We start from the raw sequence: 24,620 nt of genomic DNA, 5'->3' as shown, positions 1-24,620 counted from the left end.
GCCGGGTGGGTACGACAGACGGCGGGTCGGCGGAGTGTGCGAGAACACTCGGCGAAGACCGGGCAAACAACAGTGTCGGGGGCGTCTGTTGAAATAGCCGGCGTGATGCGATCGGATAGCCCGGTGCGATTGGTGCGCCGGGTGCAGACCGCGTCCCACTCCCCGGAGTGGGACGCCGACGTCCGGGAGCTGTTCGACTGGGTGGGGCCGGAGCCCGGATGGCGGCCGTGGCAGGTGCTCGGCGGTCCCGGGACGGGGAAGACCGCGCTGCTGGTGGATCTGGCGGCGGCCCGGATCGTCGCGGGGGAGAACCCGGAGTCGGTGCTGGTGCTCACCTACTCCAAGCGGGCGGCCACCGCGGTGCGCAACGCACTGACCCTTCGCATCGCCGCGCTGGCCCCGGAGCTGGGCGGGGTGCCGGGCGCGACCCGGGCGCCGCTGGTGCGGACCGTGCACTCCTACGCCTTCGGCATGCTGCGCACGCACGCGGCGACGCACGGCAATCCGCCGCCGCGCCTGCTCACCGGATCCGAGCAGGACATCGTGCTGCGCGAGCTGCTGCGCGGCGAACTCCAGGACGGCGCGACGTACTGGCCCGAACGGCTGCACCCCGCCCTGCCCACCAGCGGATTCGCCGAGCAGTTGCGGGATCTCATGTTGCGCGCCACCGAACGCGGACTCGGCCCCGAGGACCTGGTGGAACTGGGACGCGCCCAACAGCATCCCGAGTGGGTGGCCGCGGGCCGCTTCGCCGAACGCTACGAGCAGACCATGCTGCTGCGCTGGTCGGTCGGCATGGAGACGCCGGAAGCCAGCGCACCCGCCCTGGACGCCGCCGAACTCGTCGGCGCCGCGCTGGACGCCCTGGTGCTGGATCCGGAACTGCTCGCCGCCGAACGCGACCGCGTCCGGCACCTGCTGGTCGACGACGCCCAACACCTGGACCCGCAAGCGGCCCAACTGGTTCGCGCCATCGGCAGCGGCCCCGCCACCGCGGTGGTCGCCGCCGACCCGGACCAGTCCGTCTTCACCTTCCGCGGCGCGGACCCCCGCTTCGCCGCCGACCCCGGCGCACCCGAGGACCGCCGCATCATCCTGCGCGCCAACCACCGCAGCGCCCCCGCCATCCAGGAAGCCCTGGCCCGCATCACCGCCCGCCTCCCCGGCACCGGCGTCCACCGCACCCCACCGGTCACCCTGCGAGTCGTCGACACCACCCCGGCCGAACCCGACCCGGCCCGAGACTCCGCGCAGGCCACCCCACCGGCCAGCCCGGGGACCGACCGGGTCGCGGGGCGTGGTGCCGATCGAGCTGCGGGGCGTGGTGTCGACCGAGCTGCGGGGCCTGGTGTCGACCGAGCTGCGGGGCCTGGTGCCGACCGAGCCGTGGGACCTGGTGCCGACCGAGCCGTGGGACCTGGTGCCGACCGAGCTGCGGGACCTGGTGTCGACCGAGCCGTGGGGCCTGGTGTCGACCGAGCCGTGGGGCCTGGTGCCGATCGAGTCGTGGGGCCTGGTGTCGACCGAGCCGTGGGGCCTGGTGTCGACCGAGCCGTGGGGCCTGGTGTCGACCGAGCCGTGGGGCCTGGTGCCGGGCGATCTGCTGGGCTCGGTGCGGGGCGGGCCGCCGAGCCGAGTATCGACCGAGCCGCCGGGACGGGGCCGGTCGGGGCTGCCGGGTCGGCGGTCGCCCCCGGCTCCGAGGCGAACGCCCTGCCGGTCACCGGAATACCCGCGGATTCGGATGTCGGTGTGCGCGGCGACCGTGCCACCGCGTCGGACTCGGCGGCGCGTGCCCACCCGGATGCCGACCGCACCGCGGATACGGACGTCGGCCGCCGTGCCGGAGCCGGTGCGCGGCAGTCCGGCCAGAGCCTCGGCGAGAGTGCGGCCGTCGAGGGTGAGGTGCAGGTCCGCGTCCTCACCACGCCGGCCAAGGAGGCGGCCCTCATCGCCGACCAGCTGCGCCGCGCGCACCTCACCCACGGTGTCCCGTGGTCCCGGATGGCCGTGGTCGTCCGCTCCATTCCGCTGTCGCTGGCCCCCCTGCGCCGTGCGCTGCTGGCGGCGGGCGTGCCGGTGCGCCAACCCCCGCCGGAGGTCCCCCTCGCCCGCCGCCGCGGCGCGTCCTGGGCGCTGCTCACCCTGCGCGCCATCATGGCCGGCGACCCCAGCCGCCACCCCGGCCCCCGCCCCGACGCCTTCACCGCCGACGACGCCCTCGACCTGCTGGCTGGCCCGCTCGGCGGCGCCGACCAGATCAGCCTGCGCCGGCTCCGCCGCGGCATCCGCCGCTCGGTCCTGGAACTCGGCTACCCGAACCGCCGACCCGAGCCGGACACCGACGCCTCCGGGCACGCTGCCGCGTCGGGCGATGCGGCGTCGGGCGATGCGGCGTCGGGCGATGCGGCGTCGGGTGATATCGGGGCGCGTGGCCGTGTGACGGACGATACGAACCAGAGTGGGGCCGCGCCCGGTGAAGATGCCGGAGCGCGCCGTCGAACCGCCGGGGTGGATGCGTCGGGCGGCGGGGTCGTGGATACCCAGGACGCGCACGCGCGGCAGTCGCCAGGGTCCGCCACGGTGGCGAATGCCGGGCGAGCGGAGGACGGAGTCTCCCTACCAACGCCGAGCGGCGACACGGACGACACCGCGGTGCGCGATTCGGGGTCGGTGAGTTCCTCGACGAATGGGCAGGACCCGGTGGCGCGGCCGGATGAGATCGCGCCTTCGGCGGACGGTGCCGCGGGCGACGGTTCGCTACCCGACTCCGGCGCGCCGCCGCTGGACACCGGCGAGCGGGAGGCGGCGGAGCGGTTCGCCGATCTCGATCGGTCCTCGGCGGAGATACTGCGGGATCTCATTATCGGCGTGGGGGATCGGGCCGTGCTGGGGCGGCTCACCGAGGTGGAGTCGGCTCCGCTGCGGCGGGTATTGAAGGCCGTGGGGCGGGGTCGGGCGGCGCGGCGGCGCGGGGAGGGCCTGGAGGAGACGCTGTGGGCGGTGTGGACGGCGTCGAACCTGGAGCGGCGGTGGGTGGGGCAGTCCGAGCGCGGGGGAGCGGTCGGCATGCAGGCGGACCGGGATCTGGACGCGGTGGTCGGGCTGTTCGAGGCGGCCGGGGCGTATGTGGACCGGCTGCCGCACGCCACCGTCGAGGGATTCGTGGAATACCTGGAGCAGCAGGAGATTCCGCAGGACGGCGCACCGCACACCGATCCGGGCGAGGCCGTCACCATCGTCAGCGCGCACGGCGCGGCGGGACGCGAATGGGATACCGTCGTGGTCGCCGGTGTGCAGGAGGGCATCTGGCCCAATCTGCGCCCGCGCGGCACCCTGCTCGGCGTCGAGGAACTGGTGGATGTCATTGCCGGAGTGGGGGATACGGGAGAACGCGTGAGCCGTGCCGCGCCCCTGCTGGCCGAGGAGCGGCGGCTGCTGCTGGTGGCCTGCGGCCGGGCCCGCCGATCTCTGCTGGTGACCGCGGTCGAATCCGTCACCGGTGACCAGGATCTCACCCCGTCGCGCTTCCTCGCCGAACTCGACGCCGATACCGACTACGGTGAACCGGGCCGCATTCCCGCCCCGGTCGATCCGGGTCGCGCCCTCGCCATGCACGCCCTCATCGCCGAATTGCGCGGCGCCGTCTGCGATCCCGAAGCCGAACCGGATCGTGCCGACCGCGCCGCCCGCCAACTGGCCCGCCTCGCCGCCGCCGGCGTGCGCGGCGCGCACCCCGACGAGTGGTACGGCACCGCCGACATCAGCTCCGAGCATCCGCTGTGGGAGATCGAGGACGGCGCCATCGGCCTCTCCCCCTCCACCGTCGACCAGTTGAAGACCTGCCCGCTGCGCTGGGCACTGGAACGCCACGGCGGCCAGGACGGCGACAACGTGCACGCCCTCAAAGGCAATCTCGTGCACACCCTGGTCCAGGCCCTGGCCGGCCAGGTCGACGAGGCGCAGGTGAAGGCGGCGCTGGCCAAGGCGTGGAAGAAGGTGGACCCCAGCTCCCGGGAGGGCGAGAACTGGCATTCCCGGCAGGAACTGCGCCGCACCGAGACCATGGTCGACACCTTCCTGGCCTGGCTGCGCAATACCCGCGACGAACTCACCGCACTGGGCGTCGAGGTGCCGATCGACCTCACCCTGCCCGCGCGGGGTCCCGACGAACTGCCGGTGCGCATCAAGGGCCGCGTCGACCGCGTGGAACGAGATGCCCTGGGCCGCTTCGTGATCGTCGATGTCAAGACCGGCAAGACACCGATCTCCAAACAGGCGGCCGAGGACCACGCCCAGCTGGCGACCTACCAGGTCGCCGCCGCCGAGGGCGCGCTCGGCGACGGCGAACCCGGCGGCGCCCGCCTGGTCTACGTCGCCAAACCGTCCAGCAAGGAGGGTGCCACCCAGCGCGCGCAGCCACCCCTGGACGAGGCCGGAATCGACCGGTGGCGCGGCGTGATCCACGACGCGGCCGCCGCCACCCGCGGCCCCAGCTATCTCGCCATGCGCAATGACGGCTGCCGCCACTGCAAGGTCTCCGGCAGCTGCCCGGTGCAGGACACCGGTCGGCAGGTGACCGACGAGTGATCACGCCCCGGCAACTGGCCGACGCGCTGGGCCTGCCCCCGCCCACCGACGAGCAGGCCGCCGTCATCGCCGCCCCGCCCGGCCCGACCCTGGTCGTGGCGGGCGCGGGCGCGGGCAAGACCGAGACCATGGCCGCTCGCGTGGTGTGGATGGTCGCAGGCGGCCTGGTCGAACCCGAACAGGTGCTGGGACTCACCTTCACCCGAAAAGCCGCGCAGCAGTTGACCACCCGCATCCGCACCCGCCTGGCCCGGCTCGCCGGCGCCCCGCTGGTACGCGACATCGACCCCACCGGGCGGCTGCGCGCCCTGCTCACCGGCTCCGAACCGGAGATAAGCACCTATCACTCCTACGCCGGCCGGCTGCTCACCGAACACGGCCTGCTGCTGCCGGTGGAACCCAATGCCACGCTGCTCAGCGAGACCCAGCTCTGGCAGCTGGCCTATCGGCTCGTCTCGACCTGGGACGGCGACCTCGACATCGACCGCACTCCGGTTTCGGTCACCGAAGCCGTGCTGGCGCTGTCCGGGCAGCTGGCCGAGCACCTGGTGTCGCCGGACCAATTGCGTGACGCCCACCGGGAATTGGATCGCCTCATCCACACCCTGCCCGCGGGGCCTAAACAGCGCGGCGGACCCAAGAAGGCCCTGCTGGACCTGCTCGCCGTGCAGGAGGAGCGAATCTCGCTGCTGCCCTTGGTGGAACGGCTCGCCGAGGAGTTGCGCCGCCGCGGCGCACTGGATTTCGGTGCGCAGATGTCCCTGGCCGCCCGGCTGGCCGCCGAACACGCGGAGGTCTCGACCGCCGAACGCGAGCGCTTCCGCCTGGTGCTGCTCGACGAGTACCAGGACACCGGGCACTCCCAGCGCATCCTGCTGGCTTCCCTCTTCGGCGGCATCGGGCCGGATCGCGACACCGACGGCGATCCGGCCGACAGCGAACGACTCGCGGTGACCGCGGTGGGCGATCCCATGCAGTCGATCTACGGGTGGCGCGGCGCGTCGGCGGCCAACCTGCCCCGCTTCGCCACCGACTTCCCCTGCGCGCCGGGCATTCCCGCCCCGGTGCTGCCGCTGCTCACCAGTTGGCGCAATCCGCCCGAGGCGCTGGAACTGGCGAATCTGGTGGCCGATCCGCTGCGGCGGCGGGCGGCCGAGGGCGGCGGCGTCACCGTCGACGCCCTGCGGCCGCGGCCCGACGCCACCGACGGCGTGGTCGCCTTCGCCCTCACCGAGACGGTCGCGGGCGAACGGGACTGGGTGGCCGAGCGCATCGCCGCAGAATGGGAGGCCGCCGCCGATCTGGGGGAGCAGCCGCCCACCTCGGCGGTGCTGGTGCGCCGCAACGCCGATGCGGCCCCGCTCGCGGAGGCACTGCGGGAGCGGGGACTACCGGTGGAGATCGTCGGGCTGGGCGGGCTGCTGCACACCCCCGAGGTGGCCGATGTCGTGGCCACGCTGCGGTTGATCGCCGATCCGTCGGCGGGCAGCGCGGCCATCCGCGTACTCACCGGCGCGCGCTGGCGCATCGGCGTCGCGGATATCGCCGCCCTGTCCCGGCGCGCCCGCGAGCTGTCCATCCGACAGCCCGCCGGACAGCAGGACGCCATCACCGACACCGCGGCCCTGGACGACGCGCTGCGCGAGGTCGCGCCGGAGCCCGCCGAGCAGGCGGGCCTGGCCGACGCCATCGCCGACCCTGGTGCGGCGGAACAGTATTCGCCGCAGGGGTTCGCTCGGATCAACGCCCTGGGCGCGGAGCTCACCGCCCTGCGCGAGCGGAGCGGACAGCCGCTGCCGGAACTGGTCGCGGATGTGGAGCGCACCATCGGGGTGGGCGTGGAGACCCAGGCCCGGCGCGCCACCGCCGGTGCGGGCGCGGGTCGCGAGCACCTGGACGCCTTCGCCGAGGTGGTGTCCGGCTACGCCGCCGACCATCGTGCCTCGCTGACCGGGCTGCTCGCCTTCCTCGCCGCCGCCGAGGAGGTCGAGAACGGTTTGGAGCCCGGCGAAGTCGAGGTGGCCCGCGACCGGGTGCAGGTGCTCACGGTGCACGCCGCCAAGGGACTGGAATGGGAGGTGGTGGCGGTCCCGCACGTGGTGGACGGCACCTTTCCGTCGGGTACCGGCACCACCACCTGGATGGGCGCGCTCGCCGAACTCCCCACCGCGCTGCGCGGTGACCGTCGGCGCGACGACGCGGGCGACGGCGTCCCGGTGCTCGACCTCGCCGATATCTACGACCGCGCCGATCTGGAACGCGCCCTGGACGCCCACAAGAAGGCCCTGGCCGCTCGCCGCCTCGACGAGGAGCGCCGCCTCTTCTATGTCGCGCTCACCAGAACCGAACGCGCCCTGTTCGTTTCGGCGCACCACTGGGCCGAGACCGGGTCCAAGCCCAAGGGGCCCTCGGACTTCCTGCTCGACCTGGCCCGCGCCGCCGAACAACCCGGCTCGCTGGCCCGCGCCGTCCGCATCGACCGCTGGGACGATCCGCCGCCCCCCGACACCCCCAACCCCTTCACCGACAACCCGCCCACCGCCACCTGGCCCCGCGACCCCCTCGGCAAGCGCCGCGCCGATATCGAGCACGGTGCGGCGCTGGTCCGCGCGGCGCTGGCCGAGCTGCGCGAGGAGCAGCGGCGCGCGGCCCGGGGCATCCAAACCGAACTCGACCTCGGCTTCGACCTTCCCGCCACCCCAGCCGATTCCGCCACGCCGACGGCGGTCGAGTCACGCGGCGTGAGTTCGGAACACGGTGCGGCCGGTGCGTCGGAACGAGTGTCCGACGCCGCCGGTACCGGTGAGGGGCCAGCGTGTCGAGCGGCTGTTCCAGCCGAGCGCGGCACCCCGCTTTCGCGGGTGAGTGCCCGGGACGGTGCCGGTACAGCCGGGCGCACAGCCACCGCGGGAGCGAGCCAGGATACCAGTCCGCCGCACCAGCGTGCCGATTCGCTCGCCGACCTCGAAACCGGCGCGGGCGAAACAGATCCCGACGACGCCGACCCCGAGGGCTGGGCGGCCGACGTCGACGCGCTGCTCGCCGAGCACGCCGCCGCCGAGCGCGCCGCCCGGGATGTCGAACTGCCCGGACAGCTGCCCGCCACCGCCCTGGTCGACCTGCATGCCGACCCGGCGAAGCTGGCCGCCCGGCTGCGCCGCCCGCTGCCGTACCCGCCCAGCGCGTTCGCCCGGCGCGGCACCGCCTTCCACGCCTGGCTGCAACGCTGGTTCGGGGCGACGCGGCTGCTCGGCATCGACGAGCTCCCCGGCGCGGCCGACACCGGCGACACCGACGCCGACCTGGTGCGCCTGCAGGAGGCGTTCCTCGCCTCCCCGTGGGCCGACCGCAACCCCGTCGAGGTCGAGGTCTCGTTCGAAACGACGCTGGCGGGCACCGTCGTTCGCGGTCGCATGGACGCCGTCTTCCGGGAACCGGACGGCCGCTGGGTGGTGGTCGACTGGAAGACCGGCGCGGAACCGAAACCCGCCGAGGAAGCCGCCGTCGCCGTGCAGCTGGCCGTCTACCGGGTGGCCTGGGCCCGGCTGCTCGCCCAGCGCACCGGCGCCACCGAGACCGAGATGCTGGACCGGATCGGCGCGGCCTTCCACTACGTGCGCACCGGCCGCACCATCGCCCCCGAACATCTGCCCGGCCCAGGCGAATTGGCCGGACTCATCGGTGCCGCCGCACCGCTCGGCGAACCCGACACACCGGAGGGTCCGGACCGATCTCCGGACGCGCCCCGTCCGGACAGCACATCCCGACGGTCGGGCCGGTAGTCTGCCGTCCTGTGCCGCAGCTAGACGCTTTCGGATGGGCCGGTGGTTTCCATGTTCGGTGATTCCATGCCCGGCCCGGGCAGACTCACCGAGCGCCCCGACTTCGCCCTGGTGGGCGTCCTGCGCATCCCGGAGGCACAGACCAGCCCCTGGCGGCTGCTGTGGCGCCGGATCGGCATGGCCGTGCTGCTGCTGGCCATCGCCACCACCGTGGTCTACATCGGGCGTGACGGCTACAACGACAACGCCGACGGTGAGGTGTCCCTCATCGACGCGCTGTACTACTCGACGGTGTCGCTGTCCACCACCGGCTACGGCGATATCGCGCCCGTCACCGACAAGGCCCGGCTGGTCAATATCCTGGTCATCACCCCGCTGCGGGTCCTGTTCCTGATCGTCCTGGTCGGCACCACCCTGTCCGTGTTGACCGAGCGGTCCCGGCAGGCTTTCAAGATTCAGCGATGGAGGCACACCGTGCGCAATCACACCGTGGTCGTCGGCTACGGCACCAAGGGCCGCACCGCGGTCGACGCCATGCTCGGTGACGGCGTGCAGCCCGCCGAGATCGTCGTCGTGGACACCGACGCGGACATGTTGGAGCGCGCGGCGAACGCGGGCCTGGTGACGGTGCACGGATCGGCCACCCAGTCCGATGTGCTGCGGCTGGCCGGTGTGCAGAACGCGGCCTCGATCGTGATCGCCGCCAACCGCGACGACACCTCGGTCCTGGTCACCCTGACCGCCCGCGAACTCAACCCCAAGGCCAAGATCGTGGCCTCCATCCGCGAGGCCGAGAACACCCACCTGCTGCGCCAGTCCGGCGCGGACTCGGTGGTGGTGTCCTCGGAGACCGCGGGCCGCCTGCTCGGCATCGCCACCACCACCCCCAGCGTGGTCGACATGATCGAGGACCTGCTCACTCCCGAAGCCGGTTTCGCCATCGCCGAACGCGACGTGGAGCCCGAGGAGGTGGGCGGCTCGCCCCGTCATCTGCGCGACATCGTCCTCGGCGTGGTCCGCGAAGGCCAGCTCATCCGCGTCGGCGAACCCGAGGTGGACGCCCTCGAAACCGCCGACAAACTCCTCTACCTCCGCCGGGCTTGAGTTCGTATCGGTATCACGTTCGGGGTCCCGGTCCGGCCGCCACCGCTTCCGGTATCCACGAAGGCCGGTCGCCGTAGGCCTGCGGCGACCGGCCTGAGTATGAGGACGGCTCCACGATTGCCCTGCCGACACGCTCGGGCGCATTCTCGGTCGGTTGGTGCACGGGTATCCGGTCACTCTCCTGATTCGCGGCGCGTCCCGGTTCTGGACCGACCGGAGCGGAGGGAGGGAGGAACCGGGACTTTCAGCGCCGCGAATCCGCCCGGAGCGGAGCGGAGGGCAAAATAGGCACTGTGTCGGTTTTCGATCTCCATGCCGTGCCCGTGCTCTCGCGTTCCGCGCTCGATCGGGCGGAGCATCTCCGCGCCGATGAGCAGGCCCTGAAGGAAGGGTGGGAGCGGGCGAAGCTGGTGCGCATGAACCGGCGCGGCCAGGTTCGCGTCGAGGGCAATACGGTGGTGCTCGAGATGGCGGTATCGCTGTCGGCCGAGCCGTCGCCGCACGCGGTGTTCCTGGGCGTGGACGGCGACGTCCATCTGTGGGCGGTGCGCGACAACGACATCGAGGGTGAGCTGACCGATCTGCGCGCCGTGGGGACGACCCTGGAACTCGACGATTTCGGCGCGGGGCTGCTCTCCACCGCCATCGCCCTGCTGAACTGGCACGACAAGGCCCGCTACAGCGCGCACGACGGCACGCCGACGCGCGCCTCGAATGCCGGATGGTCGCGCACCAGCGATTCCGGCCACCAGGAGTTCCCCCGTATCGACCCGGCCGTCATCTGCCTCGTGCACGACGGCGGCGAGCGGGTGCTGCTGGGCCGCCAGCACACCTGGCCGGAGGGATTGTTCTCGCTGCTGGCCGGTTTCGTGGAGGCCGGGGAATCCCTGGAGCGCTGTGTGGAGCGCGAGATCAAGGAGGAGGTGGGGGTCGACGTGCGCGAGATCCGCTACCTGGGCTCGCAGCCGTGGCCGTTTCCGCGCTCGCTGATGCTGGGTTTCGCCGCGCAGGCCGATCCCGAACAGCCGCTGCATTTCTCCGACGGCGAGATCGCCGAGGCGCACTGGTTCACCCGCGCCGAGGTGCGCCGAGCGCTGGCGGCCGGTGCGTGGGGCAGCAGCAGCGGCGGCGGTGATACGCGGCTGCTGCTGCCGGGGTCGATTTCCATCGCGCGCACGATTGTCGAATCCTGGGCTGCCGCAGAATGATTCCCACTATCCGGAACTTATTGGACAAATTGGACTAATCCCCGTCAAGATCGCTGCAGCGGCTTTCACGTCGGAAGCCGTTTTCTGATGGGGAGATTTCTCGATGGGTTTTCTGAGTAAGGCCGCCATGAGCCTGGTTGTCTCGGCGGCCGCACTCACGTCCGTCGGCATGGGCACCGCTGCGGCGGAGCCCGGCCCGGACGGATACTGGGGTGCCATCGCCGTCGGCGCGTTCAGCGACTTCACGTCCTACGGTTCGGCCTGGAACTATCCGGACCGCGCGGCGGCGGAGCAGGCCGCGCTCGCCGAATGCGGATACCAGGGCTGTGAGGTGCTGGCCAGCTGGGCCAATGGCTGCGGCGCGGTCGCCATGAGCGAGGACAAGATGCGCTTCCACGGCGGGACCGGGGTGACCCGTCCCGAGGCCGAGCGCGCGGCGCTCGACAAGCTGGCGGCCGTCAAGCCGCCGCTGCCGTTCCCGTTCACCGGCAGTTCCAGCCCGGAACGCGGTGTGATCAAGGAATCGGTCTGCACCGACTGATCCGGTAGCGCGAAAGCCGCACATCCCGTTCGCGGGATGTGCGGCTTTTTTCGTTGGACCGCCCGCGTCGAACCCGGTGCGTGCCGGATCAGCCGATGGCCGCGAGGGCCTGCCGCACCGCGGCCAGGCTGGGATTGGTGGCGGTGGATCCGTCCCGGAATTTCACGGTCGGCACCACGTGATTGCCGTTGTTCACGCTGCCGACGAACTCGGCCGCCGCGGGATTCTCCTCGATATCGATCACCTCGTAGGTGATCCCCGCCTCGTCGAGCTGCTTGCTGAGTCGGCGGCAGTAGCCGCACCAGGTCGTCGAGTACATGGTCAGGTCCGTTGCAGTCACGGGTCGTGCAACGCGCCGGGTGCGGGAGGTGTTCCCGGAGATCCGCGGTGCGAGGGGGACGTGCGGTGTCGGAGGCGGCTGCCATGATGGAGCGCGTGCCGGCCACCACCACCCAGTCCAGCGATCGCCTGCTCGCCGACCTCGATCCGGAGCAGGCGGCGGCCGCCCGTGCCCCGCGCGGTCCGGTCTGTGTGCTAGCGGGGGCCGGTACCGGCAAGACTCGCACCATCACCCATCGCATCGCCCATCTGGTCGCGGCGGGCCACGTGCGCGCCGACCAGGTGCTGGCGGTGACCTTCACCGCGCGGGCCGCGGGGGAGCTGCGCGGGCGGCTGCGCACGCTCGGCCTCGGCGGTGACGCCACCCAGGTGCAGGCCCGGACCTTCCACGCCGCGGCGCTGCGGCAGCTGCGCTATTTCTGGCCGCAGGTCGTCGGCGATGTGCCGTGGAAGCTGATCGACCGCAAATTCCCCGTCGTGGCCCAGGCCGCCCAGCGCGGCGGCCTACCCGCCGACACCGACAGCGTGCGCGATCTGCTCGGCGAAATCGAATGGGCCAAGGGCACTCTCGTCGCCCCCGAGGACTACGCCGCCACGGCGGCCCGCCGCCACCGGGAGACACCGTACGACGCGGCCAAGGTCGCGGCCGTCTACGCGGCCTACGAACAGCTCAAGATCACCCCGGACGGCATGCTGCTGGACTTCGACGATCTGCTGCTGCACACCGCCGCCGCCATCGAGGACTTCCCGGCGGTGGCCGAGGAGTTCCGGGGCCGCTACCGCTGCTTCGTGGTGGACGAGTACCAGGACGTCACCCCGCTGCAACAGCGGGTGCTCGACGCCTGGCTCGGCGAGCGCGACGACCTCACCGTGGTCGGCGACGCCAACCAGACCATCTACTCCTTCACCGGGGCCAGCCCGACCTATCTGCTCGACTTCTCCCGCCGTTTCCCGGAGGCGACGGTGGTGCGGCTCGAGCGCGACTACCGCTCCACCCCGCAGGTGGTCTCGCTGGCCAATCGCGTCATCGGCGCGGCCCGCGGCCGCATCGCGGGCACCCGTCTGCAACTCGTCGGCCAGCGCCCCGACGGCCCGGAGCCGGGCTTCGCCGAATACGACGACGAGCCCGCCGAGGCGGCGGCCGTGGCCCGCGCCATCGCGAAGCTGCTCGGCAAGGGCGTGCCCGCCGCCGAGATCGCGGTGCTCTACCGCATCAATGCGCAGTCCGAGGTCTACGAGCAGGCGCTCACCGAGGCGGGCATCCCGTATCAGGTGCGCGGCGGCGAGGGCTTCTTCCTGCGGCCGGAGGTGCGTCAGGCCGTCAGCACCCTGCGCCAGACCGCCGGGCGCGACGATCTGCCCGATGCCCGCGGCGCGGATCTGGTCACCCTGGTGCGCGCCGCACTGGCCCGGCTCGGGCTCACCGCCGAGGAGCCCACCGGCGCGCAGGCCCGCGAACGCTGGTCCTCCCTGGTGGCCCTGGTGCAGCTCACCGAGGAACTGGCCGCCCACGACCCGGATCTGGACCTGCCCGGACTGCTCCGCGAACTCGCCGCCCGTTCGGAGGCCCGGCATCCGCCGACGGTCCAGGGCGTCACCCTGGCCTCCCTGCACGCCGCCAAGGGCCTGGAGTGGGACGCCGTCTTCCTGGTCGGTCTCGCCGACGGCACGCTGCCCATCGCGCATGTGCTCGGTCCGGACAACACCGTCGCCGACGAGGCGGCCCTCGAGGAGGAGCGGCGGCTGCTCTACGTGGGCGTCACACGGGCGCGGGAACATCTGCGGCTGTCGTGGGCGCTGGCCCGCACCGAGGGTGGCCGCAGGGTGCGCCGCCGCTCCCGCTTCCTCGCCGGTCTGGTCCCCGACGACTCCCCGGCCTCGCGTATCGCCCAGCACACCACCGACCGCCGCGGCCCCAAGCGCGTGCACCCGACCTGCCGGATCTGTGGCCGTCCGCTGCTCAACACCACCGCGACCATGCTCGGCCGCTGCTCCCGCTGTCCGGCCGATCTGGATCCCGCACTGCTGGAAGCGCTCCAGGAATGGCGCAAGGAGAAGGCCGACGAGCTGTCGCTGCCGCATTTCGTGGTTTTCAGCGATACGACCCTGACCGCCATCGCGGAACAGCGGCCGACCGACGACCGCGCGCTGGTCGCCATTCCGGGCATCGGTGCGAAGAAACTACAGGCGTACGGCGCGGAGGTGATCGCCATCGTGCGGTCGCGGCTGGGCGCCATCTCGTAATTCGCGCGGCGATGCCCCCAGCTTCGGGGGCTTGCCTCGCAAGAGGTGCGACAGGGCACAAAAACGCAGGTCAAAAATAAGTTGTGCACTGATGTATCACCCGCTTAGGGTGGTTGGCATGCACCGGGGGTCCACCCGCGTGCATGAACACTTTCGATCGCAACGAGTTCAGGAGGGAGGCAGACGATGACCACGAACGCAGTGTCGACGACTTTGTCGATGGCAGCTATCGCGCCGTCCGTCGTGTCGGCCTCCCGGGGGATCCTCGCGCAGGGGATTCGTCTGTCCAGCGTGAGCGGCAGTGGTATCGGCGTCTCCGAATTCCGCAAGGTTTTCGAAACCGGACGTTATGCGCCCTCGCACATCGTCATGCAGGACAAGCCCAAGGGTGACTGGCAGCCGACCGCTGATCAGCCGATCGCTGATTTCGCAGTCCTCGGCGCAGCCGCAGAGGCCGGACTCCGTCCGGTGCGTCTGCCGGCGGCAGCCCGCACCCGCAATGCCCACCCAGCGACCGTGATCAGGCGTCGACACCGAAGTCGACCCAGGTAGGGAACACTCCCTGACCTCCGGCCACGGATCGCCCCGAAGCGAAACCGTGGCCACAGATTCAACGGCCCTTCAGCCACAGGCACCGGTTTCGCGGAAGAACCGCAACGACCGCTGCACGAGCTGAAGGAGAAGACGTGTCCACCACGGTCATCCGTGAACGCGCGACATGCCGAAACGTGACCCCGACCACCCGCACCCGCCGGGCAGTCGCCCTCAACATCCCTTGCCGGGTCGGCAACCCCGACCTCTGGTTCGCGGAGAGCCCCGCTCAGCTGGAAGAGGCCAAGGCGCTGTGCGCGTCCTGCCCGATCCGTCAGGGCTGCCTGACCGCCGCCCTGGATCGCGGCGAGCCGTGGGGCGTGTGGGGCGGCGAGATCTTCGACCAGGGTGTCGTGATCGCCCGCAAGCGGCCCCGTGGCCGCCCTCGCAAGGTCGCGGTGGCGTGAACGGCTCCGGCCCGGAGGCGGCAGCTTCCGTAACCACGCGGGGCCGTCGTTCACGCCGAGTCGGATGGGGCGCGAGCCCCCTCCCGAACGGGGGAAAGGAAAACATACGACCCGCTCACTTCGCAGTGAGCGGGTCGTTTTTCGTCGCTGTCAGCTGGCCCGGCGGTTCTCGGCGTAACCCGGCACCCAGTCGTGCATGAGTTTCATGAACGGCACCTCGGCGTCGAGCTGGGCGCAGATGCCCACCGAGCCGCCCAGCACCCGGAAGATCATCACGTGCTCCGCCGGAAGCTGCAAGGCGCGAGCGGTTTTCATCTCCGCACTGGTGATGTCGGTGGCCTTGCCCGCCACCCGCTGCATCCAGCGCCGGGTGAAGTGGAAGGTCTCGGTCTGGATGGGATCGGTGAACGGCCGCAGATAGTCCTGAATCTCCTGATGGCTCAGGCGCTTTCCGGGAATCACCCAGCCGTGGGCGTGCAGCAGTTCGGTGAGTTCGTCGAAACGATCCTCCACCGCCAGTGCCACCATCTGTCCCAGAATCGGCGGAAAGCCCTGCGGCAGCGGCGCGCACGCGCCGTAGTCGATGACCGCGAGACGGCCGTCGGCGAGCATCATGAAATTGCCCGGATGCGGGTCGGCGTGCAGCAGCCCGGCGATCGCCGGTGCGGAGAAGTGGAATTCGCCCATCAGCCCGGCCACGCGATTGCGCAGTTCCAGGGTGCCCGCCGGATCCTCCTGTCCCTGCTTGATGATGGTCGAGACCGGGGTGGCGTCGTCCAGCCATTCGGTGACCACCACCTTGGGCGCGCTGGCCACCACCTTCGGCACCAGGAAGCGCGGATGCCCCTCGAAGGCCTTGGCGAACTGCCGCTGATTGCCCGCCTCGATGCGGTAGTCGAGTTCCTCCTCGGTGCGCTCGCTGATCTCGGCCAGAATCGGCTTCACGTCCGCGCCCGGAATGAGCGAACCGATCATGCCCGCCATGCGGTTGAGCGTCTTGAGATCCGCGCGCAGTGCCTCGTCCGCGCCCGGATACTGCACCTTCACCGCGACGACGCGGCCGTCGGACCATTCGGCCTTGTGCACCTGGCCGATGCTGGCCGAGGCGGTGGGCGCGTCGTCGAAATGCTTGAACCGCTGCCGCCAGCCCGTGCCGAGCTGCTGGTCCAGCTGTTTGTGCACGGCGGCCGCGGGCATGGGCGGTGCGGCGGCCTGCAACTTGGTGAGGGCCTCGCGGTAGTGCTCGCCGAACTCCTCCGGTACGGCGGCCTCCATGACGCTCAACGCCTGGCCGAACTTCATCGCTCCGCCCTTGAGCTCGCCGAGAACCGCGAACAGCTGTTCGGCCGCGCGCTGGTTCAGCTCGGCATTGATTTCCTTCTTGTCGCCCCCGGCGAGCTTGCGACCGAACCCTACGGCCGCCCGGCCCGCGATACCGAGTGGAATCTTGGCCAACTTGGCATTGCGGGAGGAGCGGCGGCTCACAATCTCAGACACGTCCCCATCATTGCCGACGTACCAGCCGATGTGCCATGGGAATTGGCTGATCTTCATTGACTCCATAGACAGTGTCCTCCATCACACTTCGGCCTGAACTGGGGTTTTCCGGCAATGGCAGGACGGGTGGGGCGGCCAGGCGCGGTGGTCGAGCCGTCGGGAATCCAGATTCAGCTCGAGGGTGGCGTTCAGCACGGTGGGCGGACGGTCGGGCTCGCCCGCCGCGACGGCCTCGACCTCGGCCAGCGCCAAGCCCGCGGTGGCGGCGATACCGGCGGCACTGGCCTGGCCGACCCGGCCCAGCAGCTGCGCCGCCAGATGCGGCCACTCCGGTTCGCGGTCGGCTCGATACCGGTCCGCGCACGACAGGCAACTGGTGACACCGGGCAGCACCAGCGGGCCGATGATGCCGCGACCGTCCCGAACGCAGACCCGCACATGCGGGATGCGCAGTCGCACCAGTCGTTCCACCAGATCCGGTGCGGGCACCAGGGTGTCGGCCAGCACCACCAGGTGCGGTCGCCATGCGGTGGGCGGTGACTGCCCACGGGAGTGACTGGGACGCATGCCCATCCGCCGCAGACCGAGCAGCAGGGCGTCGGACAGCGGGCCACGCCCGTGCAGATGCACCCCGCCCAGGAGCCGGATGCCTCCGACCCGCTCGGCACCGGCGCCGGCGAGCAGCCCGGCCGTCCGCATCTCCGCCAGCACCCCGCGCACGGTATCCGCCTCGATGCCGAGTTCGCGTGCGCGCCACAGAATGCGCGGATAGGTGCACAGTCCGTCCAGCAGTCGCAGGAAGGCCAGCACCCGCTGGGTGTCGACACCGGGGAGCCGCAGGATCAGCGCCTGACCCGGGTCCCACCCGACCTGAACCCCGCCGTCGCGCCGGACCAGCACCGGATAACGCGGGTGCAGCATCGGCCCCTGGACACGCATGTTCATGCCCCGAAGTATGCGCGCCCCGGCCCCCACGACGGTCGGTGAAAACACCTCCTGACCAGGTGCTCAAACGGCTATCCACAGGTCGGTAGCCCGCCCGGGACAGTGTGCACAACTCCGCCCGCCCCGGGGGTTTCACCCACTCGCACGCCGCATGGCGACGGCCGCCGCGCCCGACGCCCGATACCTCGCTCCGGCGGGCATACCTCACGCTGCCCGCCGCGCCGCTCGCCACCCTCCCCACCCGCCGCGCCGCTGCGCCGCCGCGCTGCCGCGCTGTTCGCCACCCGCCGTACGCTGCCGCGCTGTTCGCCGTACGCCGCCGCGTCGCTGTGCTGCCGCGTCTCTGTGCCGCTGCGTCGCTGTGCTGCCGCGTCGCTGTGCCGCTGCGTCGCTGCGTCGCTGTGCCGCTGTGCCGCTGTGCCGCTGTGCCGCTGTGCCGCTGCGCCGCCGCGCTGTTCGGCACCCGCCGTACCCCGCGCGTAGGTCCCTGTTCCACACGGCCGTCACTGTCGCCGTCCGCTGAAAAGCGAACGGCCGGAGCGCTGTTCGCTCCGGCCGTAGTCGCTGTTGTCAGGCGTCGTCGTTGTCAGGCGTCGTCGTCACCCTTGCGCATGTCGATATCCCCGGCGTCGCGGTCGTTCCCGCCGTCGCCCTGCTTCTCGTCGCGCTCTTGCTTCTCCCGGGCCTCGGTCTCGGCCAGCTGCGCCAGCGGATCGTCGAAGGTGGCGGTGCCGCCGCCGATCACCGAGTCGATGAATCCGGCGGGGGAGTCCAGGTCCGTGGAGTGCGGTAGCAGGTCCGGATGCGCCCAGACCCCGTCGCGCTTCTCGATGCCGGCATCGGTGGTCAACCGCCGCCACAGCGCGGCCGCCTCGCGCACTTTGCGCGGGCGCAGCTCCAGGCCGACCAGGGTCGCGAAGGTCTGCTCGGCCGGGCCGCCGGTGGCGCGGCGGCGGCGCAGCGTCTCCGCGAGCGCGCCCGCGCCCGGGAGCCGGTCGCCGACGGCATCGGTCACCACGACCTCGACCCAGCCCTCGATCAGCGCCAGCAGCGTCTCCAACCGCTCCAGCGCCGCCTTCTGCTCGGGCGTGGTCTGTGGTTCGAAGGTGCCCTGCGACAGCAGCTCCTCCAGCTTCGACGGATCCGCCAGCGACATCGGGTCGATGCTCTGCGCGGCCTGCTCGATGGCCGAGAAGTCCATGCGGATACCGCGGGCGTAATCCTCCACCGCGCCAAGCACCTGCTGGCGCAGCCACGGGACGTGCGCGAACAGTCGCTGATGGGCGACCTCGCGCGCGGCCAGGTAGACCAGGATCTCGCTCTCCGGCCGCTCCAGCCCCGCGCTGAATTCCGAGATGGCGGCGGGCAGCAGCGCGGCGGTGCCGTCCGGGCCGAGCGGCAGGCCGATATCGGTGGAGGTCAGCACCTCCTTGGCCAGCTGGCCCAGTGCCTGGCCCAGCTGCGAGCCGAAGGCCAGCCCGCCCATCTGGCTCAGCATGCCCATCATGGGTCCGGCGAACTGCTTGGCCTCCTCCGGCAGCGTGGAGGTCCACATGCCCGAGATCTGCTCGGCCACCGGATCGCACAGCCGTTTCCAGGTGGGCAGCGTCTCCTCGAGCCAGTCGTTGGCGGTCCACGCGACGGCCTTGGTCGCGCCCGCGGGCAGGGTGGTGGCGGCGTCCAGCCACAGCTCGGCCAGATGCGCGGCATCGGTGACGGCGCGGCGGGTGCCCTCGGTCACCGGACTGACGCCCGCGCCCAGCTGCTGGCGGGCCAGCCGCTTGGCGACGTCGTAGTTCACCGGACCCGACTGCGAGCCCGGCTGGCCCATCCCGCTGAACATCGCGCCCAGCTGGCTGAGCATCTGCCCGAGTTGGGACGGGTCGAAGCCACCCGCACCGCCCGGTCCGCCGATCATGAAGGCGAACGGATCGTTCGATCCGGAACCCGACTCGTCGCCCGGCTTCTTGCGCTCCGGATCGTCGTCGCGGTTCGAGAATCCGAACGGATAGTCACTCATACCCACTACGGTACTGGAGCCCGGCCGAAGGCAATCCGCGCAGCGGTGCGTCGCGATCGCATCCATCACCAGTACCCTTGGCCCGGTGAACCGTCGGATATTCACCCTGCTCGCCGCCCTGATCCCCCTGCTGATCCTGGGGGCCGTTGGCAGTGCCGTCAACGTCCCGTTCGTGGCGCTCGGCCCTGGCCCGACGTTCGACACGCTGGGGGAGGTCGGTGACAAACCCGTGGTCGAGGTGCGGGGAGTCCCGGTCGACGAGACCACCGGGCAGTTGAATATGACGACGGTCTCCGTTCGCGACGGGCTGAATGTTTTCGAGGCGTTCGGGCTGTGGCTGAGCGGTCAGCAGGGCCTGGTGCCGCGCGCGGAGGTGTACCCGCCCGGCATCTCCCGCGACGAGGTGGACAAGTCCAACAAGCTGGATTTCCAGCGGTCCGAGGACGATGCCGAGCTGGCGGCGCTGCACTATCTGGACATGCCGACGGTGGTGGCGGTGCGCGCGGTATCGGAGGACGGCCCCTCCCGGGACGTGCTGAAGGAGGGTGACGAGCTGATCAGCATGGACGGCAAGCCCCTCGCCGCGGTGCAGGACCTGCTGGACGCGGCGTCGTCCAGCAGGCCCGGGTCGACGGTGCCGATCGTGATCAAGCGCGACGGCACGGAGCAGACCGTCCAGGTCACCGTCGGCGCGCGGCCGGACGACGCCGAGAAGGGCTACCTGGGCGTCACCCCGACCGAGACGGCGGTGGGCCCGCTCGAGGTGGACTTCAACCTCTCCGAGGTGGGCGGCCCCTCCGCCGGGCTGGTCTTCAGCCTGGCGCTCATCGACAAGCTCACCCCGGGCGAACTCAACGGCGGCAAGTTCGTGGCGGGCACCGGCACCATCGACCCCGAGGGCAAGGTCGGCCCCATCGGCGGCATCCAGTACAAGATGATCGCCGCCCGCGAGGCCGGTGCCGAGACCTTCCTGGTCCCCGCCGCCAACTGCAATGAGGCCAAACAGCGCGCCCCCGACGGGCTGCGCCTGGTTCGTGTCGAAACCCTCAGCGGCGCAATCGAATCCCTGGACAGCATCAACGCGGGCAAGGACTTCCCCACCTGCGAGTAGGCGCGTCGCCTCCGGACGGTCGGCGGAGCACGGCGTCGCCCGCGGTACGAGCCCGATTGTTCGAATGCCCTGCGGCGCGCCTTCCGGTACCGGCGACGACACGGCGGTCCGGAGACGAGCCCGCGACGAGTCGACGGTGATGACCCTGCGACGTGGTGACGCGTACGCAGGTCGTTGATATCCCTCGGTGCGGCGGCGCGCTCGCGACGAGTCGGCCGTCAGTCCTCCGGCTCGTTCTCCAGGGTGTGCCGCAGCGCCTCGATGATGTTGGGGGCGAGGTTGGGCGTGGTGCGCAGGTCGAGGTCGCCGAACGGGTCCTCCTCGTCCTCGGTGGGACGCACGTGCAGCAGCGACAGCGAGGTGCCGTCGCGGAGCACACCGGCGAAGAGGCGGGCCTCGCGGCGGTCCGGATGGTTGTCGGCGGCGCGGCGGGCCGCGGCATCGGCGGCGTCACGGTCGGCGAGCAGCGGTGCGATGGCATCGTCGAGGGTCTGCTCGGCGGTGGGCGGCAGCACCAGGATCTCCTGCACCAGCACCACCCCCTGCACCGCGGGCGGCCAACTGGTGGTGGCCAGGAATTCGTCGAGCGCCATGGGATCCCCGGACACGTCCTCCGGCAGCGGCTCCTGCGCGATGGGGGTGAACGCGTTGCCGCCGTCGAGCTGATCCAGCAGCGCGGGCTCCGCCGCCACCAGATCCTCGGTGGGCACCAGGGCGAACAGCTGCGGCGGCCGATCCCAACCCTCCCCATCGACGAACTCGGCCACTTCGCGGACACACCGGTACAGGGCAGACGCTAACCATTGCTCGGGATTCACACGCCCAATCCTCGCACCGGGTACCTGTTGTCCGATTCCGGGGTCGCGTGCCCTCACCCCTTTACTCGCGTCTCGCGCTCCCCCCGCCGTCAGGCATCGACAGCGCGGTGATTTTCCTCCGGGACGCGTGTACGGCACGCGAACATCGGGTGTGCCCCATCGACTGCCGGGTGTTTTACGTAGAGTGGTGCGCGAAAGGTCTCGTGGGACCACCATCGATCACCGGACTCAGGAGCGTGGCACCGTGGGCATGCGCCCCCCGACAGGCTTACCTTCGCTGTCTCGACGCAGTCGAGTACTGCTGGTCGCAGCACTCGTTCTGGCCGCACTGCTGCTGGTGGGGCCGCGGCTCACCGACGCGTACACCAACTGGCTGTGGTTCGGCGAGGTGGGATTCCGCGACGTGTACCACCGCGTCCTGCTGACCCGGATTCTGTTGTTCCTGGTGGTCACCATCGCCGTCGCCGCCGTCATCTGGGTGGCGCTGCTGCTGGCGTACCGAACGCGTCCGGTCTTCGTGCCGGTCGCCGGGCCCGGCGACCCGATCGCCCGCTACCGCACCACGGTGATGAGCCGACTTCGCCTGTTCGGCATCGGCATTCCACTGGTGATCGGTCTGCTGTCCGGCCTGGTCGCGCAGTCGAGCTGGGTGACCGTGCAGCTGTTCATGCACGGCGGTTCCTTCGGCCAGAAGGATCCGCAGTTCAATCTGGACATCGGCTTCTACGCCTTCGACCTGCCGTTCTACCGCTGGGTCCTGAACTGGCTGTTCGTCGCCGTGCTGATCGCGTTCTTCGCGAACCTGGTGACCCACTACGTCTTCGGCGGCCTGCGATTGACCGGCCGGGAGGGCTCGCTGAGCACCGCGGCGCGCGTGCAGCTGGCGGTGCTGGCGGGAATCTTCGTGCTGCTCAAGGCGATCGCGTACTGGTTCGACCGCTACGCCCTGCTGTCCAGTCAGCGCAAGGAACCCACCTTCACCGGTGGTTCCTATACCGACATCAACGCGGTGCTGCCCGCGAAGCTCATCCTGCTGTCCATCGCGGTGATCTGCGCGGTGGCCTTCTTCGCCGGCATCGTGCTGAAGGATCTGCGGGTTCCGGCGATGGCGGCGGCGCTGCTGGTGCTGTCCTCGGTGCTGGTGGGCGCGGTGTGGCCGCTGCTGGTGGAGCAGTTCTCGGTGCGCCCGAACGCGGCCACCAAGGAGTCGGCCTACATCGAGCGCAATATCGAGGCGACCAGGCACGCATACGGAATCACCGACGACAAGGTCGAATACGTCGACTACAAGGGCGTCGCCCAGAACACCAACGGCAGCACCATGTCCGACGCCGACCGTGCGACCATCGCCAATATCCGCTTGCTCGACCCGAACCTGATGCAGGCCACCTTCATTCAGCGCAACCAGCAGCTGCAGAACTTCTACGGCTTCCCCGATCCGCTGGACGTGGACCGCTACGAAGTGAACGGTGAGATGCGCGACTTCATCGTCGCGGCCCGCGAGCTGCAGCCGCAGAACCTCTCCGGCAACCAGACGGACTGGATCAACAAGCACACCGTGTACACCCACGGCAACGGTTTCGTGGCCGCGCCCGCGAACCGCGTGAACGTGGCTCCGCCGCAGGAGTCCGAGCAGGCACAGCAGGCGGCGGGCGAATCGGGCGGCTACGGTTACCCGGTCTTCGACGTGGACGGCCTGTCGACGGTCAGCGACCTGTTCATTCCGAAGGAGCGGCAGGCGATTCCGGTCGATCAGCCGCGCATCTACTACGGCGAGCTGATCTCCAAGTCCGATGCCGACTACGCCATCGTCGGCGCGAACGGCCAGCCCGCCCGCGAATACGACAAGCCCGACTCGCAGTACACCTACGAGGGCGCGGGCGGAGTGCCGCTGGGCAACTGGGTCAACCGCCTGGCCTTCGCGGCCAAGTACGCCGAACGCAACATCCTGTTCTCCGGTGTGATCGGCCCGGATTCGAAGATCATCTTCAACCGCAATCCGCGGGACCGCGTGGAGCAGGTCGCACCGTGGCTGACCGCCGACAGCGACGCCTACCCGGCGGTGGTCGACGGTCGCATCGTGTGGATCGTCGACGCGTACACCACGCTCGACAACTACCCGTACGCGCAGCGCACCTCGCTGGACGGCGTGCTCGAGGACAGCATCGACCAGACCACCGGGCGGCTGCTGCCGCGCAAGGAGGTCAGCTACATCCGCAACTCGGTGAAGGCGACCATCGACGCCTACGACGGCACCGTCAAGCTGTACGAGGTCGACTCCACCGATCCGGTGCTGCAGGCGTGGCGCGGGGTGTTCCCGGACGCGGTGACGCCGGAGAGCGAGATCTCGCCGGAGCTGCGGGAGCACTTCCGCTACCCCGAGGATCTGTTCAAGGTGCAGCGGGAGCTGCTGTCGAAGTACCACGTGAACGATCCGCGCGAGTTCTTCACCAACAACGCCTTCTGGTCGGTGCCCAATGATCCGACGGTGGAGGGTGCGGCCGGCAACGCCCATCAGCCGCCGTACTACCAGCTGCTCGGTGATCAGGAGACAGGTCAACCGACCTTTACGCTGACCAGCGGCATGGTGGGCTTCCGCCGCCAGTTCCTGTCGGCGTACATGCAGGCGCACTCGGATCCGGAGAACTACGGCAAGATCACGGTGCTGCAACTGCCACCGGGTTCGGAGACCCCCGGCCCCGGACAGACGCAGACGTCGATGACCACCGCCGACGAGGTCTCCCGTGACCGCAACCTGCTCACGGGCGGCAACGTCAACAAGATCCGGTACGGCAATCTGCTGACCCTGCCGGTCGGCGACGGCGGCATCCTCTACGTCGAGCCGTGGTACCTGGAACGCAATGCCGGAGCCGGCGCCCCGACCTTCCCGCAGTTGGTGAAGGTGCTGGCCAGCTACCGCGACAAGGTGGGCTACGGCTCCACGGTGCAGGAGGCCCTGGACAAGGTGTTGCCCGGTACCGGCAGCGCCGCCACCAACCAGCCCGGCCAACAGGGCACCGCCCCGCCGCCCGACCAGGGCACGACCCCGCCGCCGGATCAGGGCAGCACGCCACCGCCCGCTGGCAGGGACGCCGCGGTCGCGCAGATCGACACCGCCCTGAGGTCCGTGCAGGACGCCCAGAGGTCGGGTGATCTGGGTGAGCTGGGCCGCGCCCTGGAACGCCTGCAACAGGCCGTGGACGCGTACGAGAACTCGGGCCGATAGGCACTATTCGCCGCTGACCGAGCAAGGTCGCTGACCGAGAAGGGCGCTGTCGTCGATGGACGACAGCGCCCTTCCTCGTGCGTGGGAGCCTCGTGCATGGGAGGCGATGATGCCGGAGCCCGAGGGTTTGGCGGCTGACCGCAGGGGCTGCGCGGCTGACCCTGGGGACTCGGGCGGCTGACCGCGGGGACTTGGGT

Annotated in this window: 15 protein-coding genes; 10 read left to right on the top strand and 5 right to left on the bottom strand. The window is 70.8% G+C overall.

What is annotated here, in order from left to right; genetic code table 11:
• Positions 1-105: 105 nt before the first annotated feature.
• From QMO76_RS05550 to QMO76_RS05530, 5 genes are all read left to right on the top strand, one after another.
• The gene (locus QMO76_RS05550) at positions 106-4,590 is read left to right on the top strand and encodes a PD-(D/E)XK nuclease family protein (RefSeq protein ID WP_306360185.1); all 4,485 of its coding nucleotides are present in this window, start codon (positions 106-108) and stop codon (positions 4,588-4,590) included.
• Entirely contained in the window at positions 4,590-8,372 is a 3,783-nt protein-coding gene (locus tag QMO76_RS05545) for an ATP-dependent helicase (protein ID WP_306360184.1), read from the top strand. The genes QMO76_RS05550 and QMO76_RS05545 overlap by 1 nt, the downstream gene beginning before the upstream one ends.
• Positions 8,373-8,423: 51 nt before the next feature.
• Complete coding sequence (locus tag QMO76_RS05540) at positions 8,424-9,476, top strand: TrkA family potassium uptake protein (RefSeq protein ID WP_306360183.1); 1,053 nt, start codon at positions 8,424-8,426, stop codon at positions 9,474-9,476.
• A gap of 293 nt (positions 9,477-9,769) precedes the next feature.
• Entirely contained in the window at positions 9,770-10,684 is a 915-nt protein-coding gene (gene nudC, locus QMO76_RS05535) for an NAD(+) diphosphatase (protein ID WP_306360085.1), read from the top strand.
• Between the two features lie 103 nt (positions 10,685-10,787).
• Positions 10,788-11,225, top strand: coding sequence for a DUF4189 domain-containing protein (locus QMO76_RS05530; RefSeq protein WP_306360084.1), 438 nt, complete (start codon positions 10,788-10,790; stop codon positions 11,223-11,225).
• A gap of 88 nt (positions 11,226-11,313) precedes the next feature.
• Here QMO76_RS05530 and QMO76_RS05525 read toward each other — a convergent pair whose 3' ends face one another.
• Positions 11,314-11,544, bottom strand: a complete 231-nt coding sequence (locus QMO76_RS05525; protein WP_306360181.1) for a mycoredoxin — start codon at positions 11,542-11,544, stop codon at positions 11,314-11,316.
• Between the two features lie 104 nt (positions 11,545-11,648).
• Here QMO76_RS05525 and QMO76_RS05520 point away from each other — a divergent pair, with 104 nt between their 5' ends.
• From QMO76_RS05520 to QMO76_RS05510, 3 genes are all read left to right on the top strand, one after another.
• The gene (locus tag QMO76_RS05520; RefSeq protein WP_306360083.1) at positions 11,649-13,808 is read left to right on the top strand and encodes an ATP-dependent DNA helicase UvrD2; all 2,160 of its coding nucleotides are present in this window, start codon (positions 11,649-11,651) and stop codon (positions 13,806-13,808) included.
• Positions 13,809-13,994: 186 nt separating this feature from the next.
• Positions 13,995-14,360: a hypothetical protein gene (locus QMO76_RS05515; protein ID WP_306360082.1), complete on the top strand. Its 366-nt coding sequence runs from the start codon at positions 13,995-13,997 to the stop codon at positions 14,358-14,360.
• A gap of 134 nt (positions 14,361-14,494) precedes the next feature.
• Positions 14,495-14,806, top strand: coding sequence for a WhiB family transcriptional regulator (locus QMO76_RS05510; protein ID WP_372341900.1), 312 nt, complete (start codon positions 14,495-14,497; stop codon positions 14,804-14,806).
• 150 nt (positions 14,807-14,956) lie between these two features.
• Here QMO76_RS05510 and QMO76_RS05505 read toward each other — a convergent pair whose 3' ends face one another.
• From QMO76_RS05505 to QMO76_RS05495, 3 genes are all read right to left on the bottom strand, one after another.
• Positions 14,957-16,360 carry an AarF/ABC1/UbiB kinase family protein gene (locus QMO76_RS05505; protein ID WP_306360081.1) on the bottom strand — a complete coding sequence of 468 codons (1,404 nt, stop codon included), beginning with the start codon at positions 16,358-16,360 and terminating at the stop codon, positions 14,957-14,959.
• 24 nt (positions 16,361-16,384) lie between these two features.
• Positions 16,385-17,248: a hypothetical protein gene (locus QMO76_RS05500; protein WP_306360080.1), complete on the bottom strand. Its 864-nt coding sequence runs from the start codon at positions 17,246-17,248 to the stop codon at positions 16,385-16,387.
• Between the two features lie 586 nt (positions 17,249-17,834).
• The gene (locus QMO76_RS05495; RefSeq protein WP_306360079.1) at positions 17,835-19,268 is read right to left on the bottom strand and encodes a zinc-dependent metalloprotease; all 1,434 of its coding nucleotides are present in this window, start codon (positions 19,266-19,268) and stop codon (positions 17,835-17,837) included.
• An 85-nt stretch (positions 19,269-19,353) separates the two neighbouring features.
• Here QMO76_RS05495 and QMO76_RS05490 point away from each other — a divergent pair, with 85 nt between their 5' ends.
• Positions 19,354-20,379, top strand: a complete 1,026-nt coding sequence (locus tag QMO76_RS05490; protein WP_306360078.1) for a PDZ domain-containing protein — start codon at positions 19,354-19,356, stop codon at positions 20,377-20,379.
• Positions 20,380-20,597: 218 nt separating this feature from the next.
• Here QMO76_RS05490 and QMO76_RS05485 read toward each other — a convergent pair whose 3' ends face one another.
• Positions 20,598-21,197: a PPA1309 family protein gene (locus QMO76_RS05485; protein ID WP_306360077.1), complete on the bottom strand. Its 600-nt coding sequence runs from the start codon at positions 21,195-21,197 to the stop codon at positions 20,598-20,600.
• Between the two features lie 244 nt (positions 21,198-21,441).
• On the opposite strand from QMO76_RS05485, the gene QMO76_RS05480 reads away from it, so the two are divergent.
• Positions 21,442-24,423, top strand: coding sequence for a UPF0182 family protein (locus tag QMO76_RS05480; RefSeq protein WP_306360076.1), 2,982 nt, complete (start codon positions 21,442-21,444; stop codon positions 24,421-24,423).
• The last annotated feature ends 197 nt before the right edge of the window (positions 24,424-24,620 follow it).

The organism is Nocardia sp. CC227C, assembly GCF_030767025.1.
In the GTDB taxonomy this organism is placed as follows: domain Bacteria; phylum Actinomycetota; class Actinomycetes; order Mycobacteriales; family Mycobacteriaceae; genus Nocardia.
This window is presented reverse-complemented; position numbering and strand designations above follow the sequence as displayed.

Coding starts and splice junctions, on each gene's coding strand:
- QMO76_RS05550 (WP_306360185.1), top strand. CDS start 106: ATGCGATCGGATAGCCCGGTGCGATTGGTGCGCCGGGTGCAGACCGCG.
- QMO76_RS05540 (WP_306360183.1), top strand. CDS start 8,424: ATGTTCGGTGATTCCATGCCCGGCCCGGGCAGACTCACCGAGCGCCCC.
- QMO76_RS05530 (WP_306360084.1), top strand. CDS start 10,788: ATGGGTTTTCTGAGTAAGGCCGCCATGAGCCTGGTTGTCTCGGCGGCC.
- QMO76_RS05525 (WP_306360181.1), bottom strand. CDS start 11,544: ATGTACTCGACGACCTGGTGCGGCTACTGCCGCCGACTCAGCAAGCAG.
- QMO76_RS05520 (WP_306360083.1), top strand. CDS start 11,649: ATGATGGAGCGCGTGCCGGCCACCACCACCCAGTCCAGCGATCGCCTG.
- QMO76_RS05515 (WP_306360082.1), top strand. CDS start 13,995: ATGACCACGAACGCAGTGTCGACGACTTTGTCGATGGCAGCTATCGCG.
- QMO76_RS05505 (WP_306360081.1), bottom strand. CDS start 16,360: ATGAAGATCAGCCAATTCCCATGGCACATCGGCTGGTACGTCGGCAAT.
- QMO76_RS05500 (WP_306360080.1), bottom strand. CDS start 17,248: ATGAACATGCGTGTCCAGGGGCCGATGCTGCACCCGCGTTATCCGGTG.
- QMO76_RS05495 (WP_306360079.1), bottom strand. CDS start 19,268: ATGAGTGACTATCCGTTCGGATTCTCGAACCGCGACGACGATCCGGAG.